6 protein-coding genes and 1 pseudogene are annotated in these 14,061 nt (G+C 71.0%); 4 read left to right on the forward strand and 3 right to left on the reverse strand.

The window, feature by feature from the left end; translation table 11 throughout:
- Positions 1–224: 224 nt before the first annotated feature.
- Positions 225–4,991 carry a DUF4082 domain-containing protein gene (locus tag EMA17_RS55555; protein ID WP_160161670.1) on the reverse strand — a complete coding sequence of 1,589 codons (4,767 nt, stop codon included), beginning with the start codon at positions 4,989–4,991 and terminating at the stop codon, positions 225–227.
- Between the two features lie 185 nt (positions 4,992–5,176).
- Entirely contained in the window at positions 5,177–8,410 is a 3,234-nt protein-coding gene (locus EMA17_RS34375; protein ID WP_126641088.1) for a DUF4082 domain-containing protein, read from the reverse strand.
- A 226-nt stretch (positions 8,411–8,636) separates the two neighbouring features.
- Between EMA17_RS34375 and EMA17_RS34380 the strand changes: the two genes are divergently transcribed.
- A complete protein-coding gene (locus EMA17_RS34380; RefSeq protein WP_126641089.1) occupies positions 8,637–9,572 on the forward strand; it encodes an NAD-dependent epimerase/dehydratase family protein in 936 nt (311 codons plus the stop codon).
- A 16-nt stretch (positions 9,573–9,588) separates the two neighbouring features.
- On the opposite strand, the gene EMA17_RS34385 is transcribed toward EMA17_RS34380, so the two are convergent.
- Positions 9,589–10,209, reverse strand: a complete 621-nt coding sequence (locus tag EMA17_RS34385) for a NeuD/PglB/VioB family sugar acetyltransferase (RefSeq protein WP_126641090.1) — start codon at positions 10,207–10,209, stop codon at positions 9,589–9,591.
- 114 nt (positions 10,210–10,323) lie between these two features.
- Here EMA17_RS34385 and EMA17_RS34390 point away from each other — a divergent pair, with 114 nt between their 5' ends.
- From EMA17_RS34390 to EMA17_RS52110, 3 genes and pseudogenes are all read left to right on the forward strand, one after another.
- Entirely contained in the window at positions 10,324–11,379 is a 1,056-nt protein-coding gene (locus tag EMA17_RS34390; RefSeq protein ID WP_126641091.1) for an O-antigen ligase family protein, read from the forward strand.
- Positions 11,380–11,527: 148 nt separating this feature from the next.
- Positions 11,528–11,707 carry a hypothetical protein gene (locus EMA17_RS34395; protein ID WP_126641092.1) on the forward strand — a complete coding sequence of 60 codons (180 nt, stop codon included), beginning with the start codon at positions 11,528–11,530 and terminating at the stop codon, positions 11,705–11,707.
- 240 nt (positions 11,708–11,947) lie between these two features.
- Positions 11,948–14,061: pseudogene (locus tag EMA17_RS52110) on the forward strand (hypothetical protein); the annotation flags it as partial.

Raw genomic sequence — 14,061 nt, forward strand, 5'->3', positions numbered from 1 at the left:
CGTCCCACCGCTTCGGGCATCGGGAATTTGCATTTCCGAGGCATTTGGCGGCGCCCGCCGACTTTAGCGGAGCGCATTCCGATCGCCTAATCGGTGATCGGGGATTGTGCTCGCCTCCCGGGCGGACTTCGCAACAGTACACGGCCGGGCCCGGAGCGCCAAATCGCTCCGGGCCCGGCCGCTCGTACCTCTCCCCGCGGGCTCGCCCGCGGCTCAGCGCAGCCTCAACGCCCCTTCCCCGTATGCGTGTTCGGCCCCGGAGTCGTGTTCGGGCCCGCCTCCGTCACCGGGGTCGTCGGGGTCACCTTGCCGTCGTGTGTGAAGCCGATGCCCTTCAGCGTCGGCATTGTCGTGCCGTCGCCGGTCAGCTCCACCTTGTATTGCAGGAATCGCGACGACGTCCCCACCGTGTCCCCCGGCTTGGCCAGGTCCTTCCACGGGGTCCAGCTCGCGTCGGGAATCGCGGTGGTGCCGGTTCGGACCGATACCCGCAGCGTCGTGCCCTTGGGAATGTCGGCCTGCCAGTCGCTCGCCAGCCACGTGACCATTTGGCCGGCGTCCAGGGCCTTGGATACATACGTACCGGTGCGGGCCCGGTCCAGGGTGAGTGCGTCCGGGCGGTCGCCGCTGACCGCTCCGCCCGAGACCGTGCCGTTGGTGAAGTCGAAGGCGCCGGTCTCGGCGACGCCCGGCCTCGGCATGACCAGGCGGGCCGTGTCCTTCTTCTTTCCGTCGCCGCCCGTCCAGGTCCCCTCGTTCCCGGCCGCGTCGATGCCCGCCAGGCGGAAGGCGTACGTCGTGCCGGCGCCGAGGTGGCCGAGCTTGGCGTGGTGGGTGGTGGTGCGCTGCTTCGCGTCCGTGTATACCGGGCGCGCCGCGGCCGCCGTGTCGCCGAGCAGGACCGACGTCGTGGTGGGCTTGTCCGTCTTCCAGGTCAGGTCGGCGCTGCCGTCCGGCCAGGTCTTGACCGCGACGTCGCTGATCACCGGGGCCTTGCGGTCGGCCTTGGGGGTGCGGAACTCGGCGGGCTTGGCGTTCGGGGCGGGCCAGGTGGTGCGGTCGCCCTTCGCGTTCACCGAAGCGACTCGGTAGTAGTAGGTGGTGTCGGGCTTGAGCGCGCCCAGGACCACCTTGTGCTCGCCGGCCGTCTCCACGCTCTGCTGGGTGATGGGCAGCCGGTCCGGCTGGGTACCGAGCTGCATCTCCGTGGTGGCCGGGACGTCCGTCGTCCAGGTCAGCGTGCCCGAGCCGTCGGGTGCCGGGGCCGCCTCGGTCCGGGCGATCAGCGGGGCGACCGGGGTGGCGTAGGTGGCCGTGTACGCGCCGGAGGTCCCGTCGAAGACGGCGTACTCGATGCCCTTGATCGTGGTCTTCTGGAAGGTGACCGGGACGCCGCCCCGGGACAGCGCGCCGAGCGTGGTGCCGCCCGAGCCGGTGGTCGGGAGCATCGTCATCAGGTTCGTCGCGGCCGCGTTCTGGTTGACCGTGAAGGTGACCGTGTTGCCGACCCGGTTCAGGCCGGTGATGGTCGAGGCGTTGCGGGCGTCGGTCCAGTCCAGGAGTTGTTTGGCCGAGACGACCGGGACGTTCTTGGCTTTCGCCGAGGCGATCAGCGCGGCCTCGATGTCCAGTTGGCCCACATTGCCGACCCCGCCGTTGGCGTTCGCCGAGTCGGTGTGGTTGTTCATCACGAACGCGCCGTAGAAGCCGTCGTTGTTGGCACCGCTGACGAGCTGGTCGAACGTGTCCGGATAGACCTGTTGGAATTCGTCGTTGATCTGCGTGGTGCCCTGGTAGATGTCGATCATCTGACCGCTGGTGTCGGTGAAGCGCATCGGGAATCCGGAACCGGTGAAGAATCCGGGACTGGCCTTCATCAGCGGCCCGCCCCAGGTGTTCTTCCAGTAGTCGGGCATGTAGTAGTAGTTCGTGTCGAGCCGGATTCCCTTGGCCCGGGCGATCGTCGCGTTGGAACTCCAGTCCGGCCAGATCAGGCAGTGGGTCCGGTTGGTGGTCGGCTTCAGCGGGGCGTAGCGGGTGAAGTCGTCCAGGCTGTTCTCGTACACCGCGGAGAGTTCGGCGTTGATGTCCGTCTGCGACGCTCCGGCGCGCAATTGCGGACAGCTGCCGTTCTCGTCGACGTGTCGGGCGATCTCGAAGCCCTGGGCGGTCCAGTTCTGTACGTCGGACACCGGGGGTGCCTGGGTGCCCTGGGGTCCCGGGCCCCAGACGTAGATGGTGCCGCGCATGCATTTCCAGTTCCGGACCGCGGCGTCGCGCAGGGCGGCGATGGGGCTGGCGCAGTTCGGGTCGGAGCTGTTGTTGTTGTAGCGGGTGACCCGGCCCTGCATGTCGCTGAGGTTTTGGCCGTGGTTGTCGCCGGTGGAGACCATCACGACCTTGAGCAGGTCGGGGGCGGCGGTGGCGGCGTTGCCGGGCAGGTACCAGGTCCTGGGGATCGGGGCCTTGGCGCGGTTGCCGATCTCGATGAGGTTGGCGAACAGGCGCTGCTGTTCGTCGGCCTGCGGGACGCGGACTCGGCTGAGGTCGATCCAGTCCGGATAGAACATGTCGTCGGCGCGCATCAGCGGGCCGCCGCTGTCGGAGAAGTTGTCGTTCTCGACGCCGGCCTGGGCGGGGTTGCCCTGGCGGGTCTGCACGATGGAGCGGGCCAGGTCGTAGGTGAAGGCGGAGGCGGTGCCGCTGCCGACGGTACGGGTGGTGACGGCCGGGCCGAGCGGGCTGGTGCCGGTACGGGTGTACAGGTCCGCGACGCGGATCGTGCCGACGCCGCCGGGGACCGTCCATACGTCGGCGGGGCCGTGGTACTGCATGCTCAATTGGCTGTAGATGCCGGCGCCGGGAGCGGTGCCGCTGTCGACCTTCATGTATTGGTTGGCCTGGAAGCCGCCGGAGGTGCCGAGGCCGAGCAGGCCGGCCAGGGCGGCGCGCGGGTGCATGGCGATCAGGTTGCCGCCGGCGTTGACCCACGTGGTGAGGTCGGCGACCAGTTGCGCGGAGGGCGCGAAGTCGCCGAGGACGACGGTGGTGTAGCCGTTCAGCACGGTCGCGGTGACCGTGCTCGCGTCCTTGACCGCGAAGGAGTTCAGGCCCTCGGCGCGCAGGATCTCGGTGTAGTAGCAGCTGAAGGGGTTCGAGTCGGCCTTGATCACCAGGATCGGGCCGGTGTTCGGTGCGTCGCACGGCGGGGTGGGCGGGGCCTGGCCGGTGGTGAAGGACCAGTTGGTGTCGGGCATCGCGTTGTCGGAGCGGTCCTTGACCCCGCCGACGGTGAGTGTGTACGGCGTGCCGTAGGCCAGTTCGGCGTTCGGCTTGAGGGTGAGCTGGGTCGGGTTGGTCGGGTTGTCGAATTCGAGTTCGGCGGGCACGGCCGTGCCGTTGCGCTTGAGTTCGAAGGTCAGGCCGGTGGTCTTGAGCGGTTCGCTGAAGGTGACCGAGGGTTGCACGCCGGCGAGTACGCCGTTGGCGTTGGGTGTCGGCGACTGGTCGGTGATGGCGGGGGCGACGGTGTCCTCGGCGTTGGTGCTGAAGACCACGTCGACCCAGTAGTTGCTGCCGTTCCAGCTGTCGGTCGGGTAGACGCTGCCGGCGTTGTACTTGTAGACGCCGTTGCCGCCGTCCACGCCGTCGGCGAGCGCGCTGATCATCGTGTTGCCGACGGCCTGGGAGAACGAGCCGGTGTTGGCCGGGTAGTTGCCGTTGGGCGCGAAGTAGGACGCGACGTAGGTGACGCCGGCGTGCACGGTGATCGGGGTGGGCAGGTCGACGGTCTGCCAGCCGGTTCCGGTGCGGTTGACGTTGGGCACGGTGGCGAGCCGGGTCTGGGTGTTCTTGTCCCACAGGCTGACCGCGTAGGGGCCGGTGCTGCCGGCGAGTTTCCAGAACCTGATCGACTTGATCTGGCCGTCGGTGGCGGTGCGGAACTTGACGCCGACCTCGACGCTGTTGTTGTCGGTCTGGTTCGGGGTGGTGGGGCTGACCGGGCCGGTCCAGATGCTGGTCTCGATGTTCTGGGTGCTGCCGTTGCCGGTGGTGAAGGACCAGGACTTGGTCGCCGCGGTGTTGCCGGCGGCGTCCTTGGCGCCGGACACGCTCACGGTGTAGCCGGTGGACGCGGCGAGCGCCGAAGTGGGGGTGAACGTGGCGGTGTTGCCGTTGTAGGACGCGGTGCCCGCGACGGCCGGGCCGCCGGTCGCGGTGACCGCCCACTGCACGGTGGCGGCTTGGACCGGTTCGCTGAAGGTGACGGACAGCGGTGCGGCGGTGGCCACTCCGGTGGCGTTGGCGGCCGGGACGGTCTGGGTGACCGTGGGCGACGTGGTGTCGGCGCCGGGGACGAAGGAGACGTCGACCCAGTAGTTGCCGGCCCGGTAGGAGTCGGTCGGCATGCCGCCGCCGGGGCTGTACGTGTAGACCCCGTTGCCCTGGGTGCCGTTGCTCGCCGGGGCGACGAGTTGTTCGACCGTGCGATCGGTCGCGAAGTAGTCGGCGGTGACGGTGTAGCGGCCGACCGGCGCGACGTAGGAGGCGATGTACTCGGTGCCCGCGGTGACGGGGATGGGCGTGGCGAACGTGGCGGTCTGCCAGCCGGACGCGCTCTCGCCGGTGAAGGTCACCGAAGTCGCGGTGCCGGTGGCGGTGTTCCAGATCCGGCCCGTGTGGGTGCCGGTGTTGGCCGCGTCCTTCCAGAACTTGACCTGGGTGATCGTGCCGTCCTGGGCGGGCTTGAAGCGCACGCCCAACTCGACGGCCACCGCGTCGGTGTCGGTCACCGCGCCGCCCGGGGTGGCGCCCGCGAACAGCGAGCACGGACTGCATGGTGCGGCCTGGGCCGCGGTGATCGGTGCGAACAGGGTGAACAGCAACGCGCCGATCGCGGCGAACGTGATGCTCGCCCATGTTCCTCGGCGTTGTCGAAGTCCCGGTCTGGTTCTGGCGCAGGCGGCCTTCATCGAGTTGGTGCTCCTCAATGGCATGACGGTCGGTCGTCGGTTCGTGGGTCGGGACGGGCGTCGGCGCGCCGGGGCTCGGGTCGCCGCGCCCGCCCCGGAGACCGGACCGCCGGTGGTGTGCTGCCGCCGGCGGTTCGGTTTCCGTGTGTCGGTGCTCGGTGGTGCCGGTTGCCGGCGCCGTGACCGGGACCGGTCGGTGGGGACTAGTTGGTGGTGAAGACGACGTCCACCCAGTAGTTGCTGTCGTTCCAGGTGTTGGTCGGGAAGCCGGTGCCGTTCGCGTACACGCCGTTGCCGCCGACGGTGCCGGAGGCGGAGGCGGTGATCGGTCCGGTCCCGGCCGCCGCCGTCAGGCCGCCCTCGGTGGAGGAATAGCGGCCGACGGGCGCGTAGTACGAGGCCACGTAGGTGGTGTTGGCGGCGATCACGACCGGTTGGGCGAAGTTCACCTGTTGCCAGCCCGACGCGGTCTCGCCGGTGAAGGTCGCACTGGTCATGTTGGTGCCCGTGGCGGACCAGATGGTCCCGGTGTGCGTGCCGGTGTTGCCCGGGCCCTTGTAGAACCGCAGGCCGGTGATCTTCCCGGGCACCGTGGTGCGGAATTTGACGCCGAGTTGCATGCCGGCGGTGTCGGTGTCGGAGAGTACGGCCGGCGTCGCCGTGGCGGGCCAGATGGTGCAGGACGGGTTGCAGGTGGGCGGCGGGGTGCTGCCGGCCGTGGTGAAGGACCAGTATTTGGTGGCCATCGGCGTGCCGTCGGCGGATTGTGCGCCGCTGAGGGCGACCGAGTAGGTGGCACCGGGTATCAGGTCGCTGGTGGGGTCGAAGCCGGCGACCCTGGTCGCGGCGTTGTAGCTCGCGGTGCCGGTCACCCGGCCGCTCTCGCCCCGGTCGATCGTCCATACGATCGTCGCGGGCTGGACCGCCACGTCGAAGGTGGCGGTGATGTTGCCGCCGACCGGGGCGAAGCCGTCCCCGCTCGCCGGGACGGTCGCGGTGACCACCGGGGCGGTGCCGGTCGGGCCGCCGTTGGTGGTGGTGAACACCGGGTCGACCCAGAAGTTGGAGTCGTTCCAGGTCGAGGTCGGGAATCCGGTGCCGTAGCGGTACACCCCGTTGCCGCCGGCGGCGTTGCTCGCCGGTGCGGTGAGCGGGCCGCGGATGTGCGCGGTGGTCAGGCCGCCCTGGTCGGCGGCGTATCTGCCGTTGGGGGCCTGGTAGGACGCCACGTAGGTGGTGCCCGCGGTGACCGCCACCGGCTGGGCGAACGTCACCTGCTGCCAGCCGGACGCGGTTTCGTTGCCGAACGTGGCGGTGGCGAGTTGGGTGCCGGACGCGGACCACAGGGTCCCGGTGTGCGTGCCGGTGTTCGCGGCGTCCTTCCAAAAGCGCACGCCGGTGATGAAGCCGGCCCGGTCGGGTTGGAACTTGACGCCGAGTTCGGTGGCGGCGGTGTCCGGGTCCGGTCCGGCCGAGGGTTGGTCGGTGGGCGCCCACAGGGTGCATGGACACGTGACGGGTTGCGGTGGGCCGCCGAGGGTGACGGTGACGCCCGCCGACGGGGTCTCGGTGCGGGCGCTGTCGTCGGTGGCCCGGGTCTTGATGGTGATCGAGCCGCCGGCGCCGGTGGTGAACACGTAGGTCCAGTTGTCCCGGCCGGTGGTGGCGGGGTGCCAGGTCGCGCCGTTGTCGACGGAGACCTCGACGCCGCCGACCCGGCCGCCGGTGTCGGTCGCGGTGCCGGTGATGGTGACGTTGGAATTGGTGGGCAGGCTGCCGCCGTTGGTCGGCGCGGTGATGGTCGAGGTGGGCGGCGTGGTGTCGGTGCTCTGGGCCGCCGCGACCATGCCGCTCATCAGCGTGCCCGGCTGTACGCCCATGTCGGCGAACAGGTTGATGGTGGCCTGCTGCATCGCGGTGTCCACGGTGCCGTTCGCGCCGACCCGGTACACGTCCAGGCCCCAGGCCCACTGCACGGTGCCCGCGCCGAAGACGAGGGCGCCGCTGGGCGCGCGGTACAGGGTCAAGCTGTGCGTGGAGCTGCCGTCGGCGTAGGTCGAACCCTGGTCCTGGAGCACCGACATGCCGGACTTGACCGTGGTGGACAGGCGGATCAGGCCCGCGGGTCGGGCGCCGTTGTCCAGGTCGGAGTCCCACTCGTAGCCGAGTGTGCCGCTGCCGAGGGTGGTCTGCGCGGTGAGGCCGAGGGTGGCCAGCCGGGTGTTGCGCCACAGGCGCAACCGGCCGTCGGCGCCGTTGGCGTTCATGTCGGTGGTGCAGCAGTTGACGGTGAAGATGGTGCCGGTGACGTTGTTCTCCGGTCGACCGCCGTCACCCGGTGGCGAGAAGCGCGGGTCGCGCCAGGTGCCGGTCCACATGCTCGGGCCCAGCGGGTCGATCGACTGGTTCGCGTGGGTGTCCTTGTAGGCGACGAGGTTGCGGTGGTCGGGACCGTTGCCGTTGATCCCGCCGTTCTCCCAACGGGTCTTCCAGAACATCTCGTTGCCGGAGAAGAAGGCGAGGTTGACGCCCGCGTCCCGGGCCGCCTCGACGTTGGCGCGTTGTGGGGCGGACCAGTATTCGTCGTGGCCGACGGAAAGGAACACCTTGTGGTTCTTGATCAGTTGGCCGCGTCGATCGGTGTCGACGCCGGTCGTGTAGGAAACGTCGTAGCCATTGCGTTCGATGAAGCGCAACATCGCGAACTCGGCGTTGAACAGCGAGTCCTCGGGATTGTCGGCGCGCGTGGTGAACGGCCGGTTGTAGCTGACCTTGTAGGCCCGCCCCACCGGTTGTCCGGTGTACAGGTCGTTGCCGCCGTAGGCGTTGTACGCCTGCCACGTGGTGTCGGAGGACTGCATCAGCAGTGCCGAGCGCGACGCGTCGTTGCGGACGATGAACGGGATCTGGCTCGCGCCGGAACTGCCGTCGGTGCGCGTGGGTTTGGCGATGTAGTAGCCGGACACCGCATCGGCGGGCACGGTCCAGGACGCGGAGTCGGTCCAGTTCGAGCAGTCGATCAGGCCGGTCACCTGGTTGTCGATGTCGCAGTCGTCCTGCCGCTTGGGCGTCGTGGCCGAGGCCGGGATCGTGTAGACCTTGCGCGCGCCGTTGCCGTTGTACCAACCGAGTCGGTAGATGTCGACGCGGTACGAGCTCGCCGTGGTGTCGATCCGGAACTTGATCTGACCACCGGCGTTGACGCTGATGTCCGTGGAGTAGCCCTGGATGGAGTTGCTGCCGGCACCGCTGACGTCCCATTCGGTCCGCGGGTTGCCGGTCTTGCTGTTCTCGCAGGCGATGACGTTGGCGACCGGCGTGTCGCACGGACCCGCGGCCGCCTTGGGTGTCTCCGGTGCCGCGACGGTCAATGCGAGCAGTAGCGCGAACAGTGTCGGTATCGTCGCTCTGCGCAGCCTTGGCCTGGGTATCTTCATGAGTGTCCCCCACCCGAATATCGGTTCCCGGGGCGGTGTCCCGGGGCCGAGATACGGGAAAGTGTGGCGTACGTTCCGGCCTGTTGTCCGGGTTTTGCCCTCTCGGGAAGCGGGCCGTGGGTACAGTGCGGGAAGCCGGGGGTGGGGCGACTCCGGGTCGGGCCCGGGGAGTTCGAATCGGCGCCTCGGGTGGGGACGGTTGGGCGCGACGGTCCGGGGGGACTTTGTGAAGGTAGTGATCACCGGCGGTGCCGGTTTCATCGGTGCGAACCTGGCCGCCTCGTTGCAGGGCCACGACGTGGTGCGCGACGTGCATGTGGTGGACGATCTGTCCACGGGGTCGCTCGCGAACCTCACCGGCTTGAAGGTGACGTTCCATCAGGGCTCGATCCTGGAAGCGGAGTTGCTCGACCGCGCGTTCGAGGGTGCGGACGCGGTGGTGCACCTGGCGGCGTTGCCGTCGGTGCCCCGGTCGGTGGAGGCACCGCTGGCCAGCCATCACGCCAACGCGACGGGCACCCTCGAGGTGCTGGAGGCGGCCCGGCGGGCCGGGAACATCCACGTGGTGGCCGCGTCCTCGTCGTCGGTGTACGGCGCGAATCGCGAGTTGCCCAAGCGCGAGGACATGCGCACCGCGCCACTGAGCCCGTACGCGGTGAGCAAGTTGGCCACCGAGGCGTATCTGATCGCCTATGGCAACTGTTATGGGCTGCCGGTGTTGCCGTTCCGGTTCTTCAACGTCTTCGGCCCCGGCCAGCCGGCCGATCACGCGTACGCCGCGGTGATTCCGCGCTTCGTGGACGCGGCGCTGGCGGGCCGGCCGCTGTCGGTGCAGGGCGACGGTGAACAGACGCGGGACTTCACCAACATCGACAGCGTGTGCGCGGTGTTGACCGACGCGGTGTTGCGCCGGGTGGTCTCCGACATCCCGGTCAACCTGGCCTTCGGCTCCCGGACTTCGTTGAACGCGCTGATCGCTCTGCTGGCGGACGTGCTCGGGCATGCGGTCGAGGTGGAGCACACCTCCCCCAGGCCCGGTGACGTGCGGGACTCCCAGGCGGACGGGTCGCGGCTGCGCGCGTTGTTCCCGGCGGCCGAGCCCGTCGAGTTGCGCGACGGGCTGGCCCGGACGGTCGAGTGGTTCCGGTCGCGGCTCGGCTGAGGCGTGGTCGGGCGGCTCAGTCCGGGTCGGGTGTGTACAGGGGGCGGGCGGGCGCGCCCACCACGGTGGTGCGGGCGGGCACGTCGCGCGTGACCACGGCGCCCGCGCCGACGAAGGCGCCCGAGCCGACGGTCAGGCCCTGCAGGACCACGGCGTTGCTGCCGACGGTGGCGCCCGCGCACAGGCGCACGTTGCCGGAGATGTTGGCGCCCGGATACACGGTGGCGCGCGCGTCGAGCACGGTGTCGTGCCCGATGGTGGCGTTGTAGTGGACCTGCGCGTGCGGACCGAGGGTGACGCTGCTGGAGACGTACGCGTTCGCCTGGACGAGGCAGCCGGCCTCGAGCACCGTGTCCGGCGCGATCACCGCGCGCGGATGCACGAGGGTGGCCGGGCGCAGTCCCCGCCGCTCCATCAGGAGGGCGAGCCGGGCCCGGGCGGCCGGGGCGGCGATACCGACCAGGTATTCGCCTCCGGTCGCCTCGTCGGGGCGCAACACCGGAAGCCCGCGCACCTGTTCGCCGGCGCGGGCGTCGTCGAGGAACGCGGTGACGGTGAGCGCGGCGGCGAGCGCGGTGTCGAGGGCTTCGCGGCCTACGCCGCCGGCCCCGCAGATGTAGAGCTGCATGAGGGACATCCTGGCACCGCCGGGCGGTCGGGGTGGGACGCACACGAACGCGAACGCGGGCACGATCGCGGGCGCGGGCGCGGCAGGGCGGGCCCGGATCGTCGAGTGGAAGCGAATGGTGCGGTGAGTGCTGACCGGGAAGGCGACCTTCGGGTCCGAGGCAGGGCACGATATCTGTCCCGACTGGATCCACCGGGTGTCGCGCTGGTCGCGGTGGCGGCGTTGTGGGCACCGGTGGCGGCGGCGAACCGGGCCGGTGCGCCGGGGAGGTATCTGCTGGCGCTGGCGATCGTGGCCGGGGCGTACCTGCTGGGGCGGCTGTGCGGCGGGCGGTTCGCGTTACCCGTGCCGGCGATGCTCGCCGGCGCGGTGATGGTGATGTTGGTGGTGTGGCCCGACGCGGTGAGTGGGGACGCGACGGCGCCGCCGTTGGACTACGGGAACGCCGACGGCGCGCTGGTGGCGCAGGGGGTGGGGGCGGCGTGTCTGGCCGCGCTGGCCGCCGTGTCGGGTCGGTGGCGGGCCGGACTCCTGGTCTTGGCCGGGGTGTTGGTGGTGGGTACGTTCGCGACGCGGTCGGTGGCCGCGGCGGCGGGTGCGCTGGCGGTGTTGTCGACCGCGCTGCTGGCGCCGCTGGTACGGCGACGGGGCACGGTGGTGGTGCTGTCGGCGCTGTGTGCGGCCGGGGTGGTGCTGGGCACCGTGGTCCTCGGGGCGCTGGGTACGCGGACGGAGAGCGTCGAGGGCGCCGCCCGGGCGGGGTTGACCGAGCGTCGGGTGCAACTGTGGGGCGACGGCGTACATCTGACGAAGCGTTTCCCGGTGCGCGGGACGGGTCCCGGCACGTTCGTGAAGAACAGTCCGACCGTGCGTTCGGACGCGGATGTGCATTCCGCGCACTCGATGTGGCTGCGGCAGAGCGCCGAGCAGGGCATCCCCGGCGCGCTGTGTCTGGTCGCCGTGGTGGGATGGGTGTACGTGCGGTTGTGGCGGTCGGCGCGGTCGCCGGCGGTGGTGGCGGTGGGATCGGTGACGTTCACGGCGTTCGTGGTGCAGGCGTCGATGGACTATGTGGCCGAGTTTCCGGCGGTGTTGGCGGCGGTCGGGGCGCTGGTGGGGGTGGCGACGGCGGAGCCGGTCACGCGATCGCGGGCGGTTCCGGCGGTGGGGGTCTCGTAGCGCGGACGGTGTCCCTTCGTAGCGTGATCGGGTGAACGCCGCAGCCGACGGCCGGAGTCGACGAGAGCCACGATTTGTCCGAGCCGACCGACTTGGGCTCTTTATGCGACATGCGTGCTTCACCCGATCCATGCTCGGGAAACCTCAGATGAAGCTCAGATCCGTCACGTCGAGGCGGGTCGCCGTCTATTTTGTGGAATCGCCGCAACACGGGCGCACCTATTTCCCAGGCAAGGGGAATGTCACGTCGATTCGCAGGTTTGTCGATCTGCGTGCAGGATTGCCGGAATCCCGTTTCGAGTTCGTTGCGGGATTTTCCAGAGAATGAGAACAGGCGGGACGGACGGTCCGGGGGGCCGTCCGGCGTTCGGGTGGGTACGAGCCCCGGCATCCCGTTGTACGTGCAGGTCACTGCCCTGTCATCAGGCGGGCGTGGGACCCGCCGGCCGCCGGGCCGGCGCGGTGAACCGACGTCTCGCCATGCCCCCGAAACGGTGTCGGATGGTTCCGAAAAGCCCAACTCGAAAATCTGTGCCGGCTCTTTCGAATACGCTGCGCGACTGCTTCAATGCCCACTGATCTCCGGATGACCCCGGTATCACCTGTTCAGCGGGAGGGCACGATCAGCAGCACGACGGCCGCCAATCCTTTCGGCGCGGACTTCTGGAGCGGCAACCGGGGCGTGGGCTGGCTCGCCCTGCTCGAACTCGTGATCCTCGTCGCGGTGTTGCTGCGGGTGTTGTCCCGACGGGCGGGTCCACGCGGCCTGTTCCGCGGGTTCGGACACCAGGTGGCGGCGACCGGGCGGGCGTTCGCCGCGCCGTTCGTCGCCTGGCGGCGGGATCGCCGCGGGGTCGCGGTGCTGACCCGGCATCTGGGCGCGCCGGAGACCTTCGAACGCGCCACGCGGGCGCTGGGCTCGGCCCGGGCGGCGGGGGTGCGGCCGTGGGCGGTGGTGCTGGCGGGCGAGCGCGTGTCGGTACGGCTCGCGGCGGTCGAGGCGCCGGAGGTCGCGGATCCCTGGGTGGTGGACCCGGACGACGCCCTGGTGTGGACGGCCGCGGTGGCCGACCTGGGGGCACCCGAGCCGACCGGGGGTGTGGCGCTGCCGATCGTGGTCGGGTTGATCGGGACCGATGTGGTCCTGCTGGATTCGGCGGCGGTGGGGCCGGTGCTCACGGTGACCGGAGACCGTGCGGGCACGGATCTGGGCCATGCGTTGACCGCGCAGCTGGTTCGGCGGTTGCCCGCGGGCGCGGTGGGCGTTGCCCACGGTGTGCATCCGGGGTTCCCCGGGCGGTCGCCGGCCGAATTGGCCGCCGATCCGGCGGTACGCGTCCTGGTGTGCGCCGAGCCCGCGCCGGATGCGGCGGGCGAACCGGCGGCGTTCGCGGCGCGGCCGGGCCGTACGGCGCTCGTCCTCGGGGAGGTGCGGGGGCGGCGGCTGAGCCTGCGCCCGGACGCCTTCGGCGTGTTGCCCGCCGCGGACGGCCTGGGCCCGGTCGAAACGGCCGGCCTGGCCCGCGCGGTGGCCCGCGTGATCCGCTCGGGACGCCCGACGGGGCCGACCGTGAACCCGCCGGGCACGACGCTGCCGGCGGCGGACACGGCCCGGCCGGTGCCGGGGGCCATGAGCGGAACGGGTGTCGGCGGAGCGGGAGTTGCGGACGCTGCGCCCGCGCGGGTCGATGCGGGATCTTTGTCCGGAAACGGCATGGATGTCGACGGTGGCCCGGCGCTCGGCCGGGCGGACAGTGCGATCGGGGCCACCGGCGGACAGGGCGCGGCCGGCCGGGAAGGCGGCGGTACGGCCGGCGCGGGCGGGCCCGGCCGAGTCGGCGATGTGGTCACGGTCGGTGCCGTCGGGCGTCCCGAGCGGACGGGCGGTGCCCCCGCTGCGGGCTCGGGCGTGGGCGGTGGCCCGGGTCGGGGGGCTGCTCCGGCGGTCGCGCCGGGGGCGGTGGAGTCCGTCGGCGGGCGGCGGGGTGGATCCGTCGGGGGCGGTTCCGGCTCGGCGGGCGGCGACGGGCGGGTGGGTACGCGGGCCCCCTCGGGCGGTGCCGCCTCGGCCGCCGCGTCCGCGTCGGGTCCTGCGGGTGCCGGGGCGTCGCCGAGCGCTTCGGCTTCGGCTTCGGCGTCCGCGTCCGCCGCTGCGGACGCGGGAGTTCCAGGGCGGGCTCGATCGCGCGTGTCGCCGTCGACCGCCGGGCAGCGGCGATCCGACGCCGATGTCCGGCCCGAGCGCGGGGACGTGTCGGCCTCCCCCGCGCCCGAAGCGACCCATCGCGCAACTCCGGCGGCCTCGCGGCGGCACACACCCACAACTCACACGGCATCCGCGAGCGCGGGATCGCCGACCACACCACCAACGCCCGAGAGGTCCCCGGCCGCGACCGCCGGCCACCGACGACCCCCGGCCTTCGCCTCGGCCCGCCAAGCGCCCCCGGCAACCGCCGGGTCCGAACCCCCCGCAGCACCTCCGACAACCGCCGGACCCCAGGCGCCCGCAGCGCCCTCGGCAACCACCGAATCCGAACCACCCACCGCGCCCACAGCAACCGACGCATCCCAGCCGTCCGCCACACCCACGACAACCACCGGATCCGAGCCACCCGCCGCGCCCACAGCAACCGACGGGTCTGAGCCACCCGCGACACCCACGGCAACCACCGGGTCCCAGCC

Origin of the sequence: Embleya hyalina, from assembly GCF_003967355.1 — a bacterium.
Lineage (GTDB): Bacteria > Actinomycetota > Actinomycetes > Streptomycetales > Streptomycetaceae > Embleya > Embleya hyalina.

Coding starts and splice junctions, on each gene's coding strand:
- EMA17_RS34395 (WP_126641092.1), top strand. CDS start 11,528: ATGAAGCTCAGATCCGTCACGTCGAGGCGGGTCGCCGTCTATTTTGTG.
- EMA17_RS34375 (WP_126641088.1), bottom strand. CDS start 8,410: ATGAAGATACCCAGGCCAAGGCTGCGCAGAGCGACGATACCGACACTG.
- EMA17_RS34385 (WP_126641090.1), bottom strand. CDS start 10,209: ATGTCCCTCATGCAGCTCTACATCTGCGGGGCCGGCGGCGTAGGCCGC.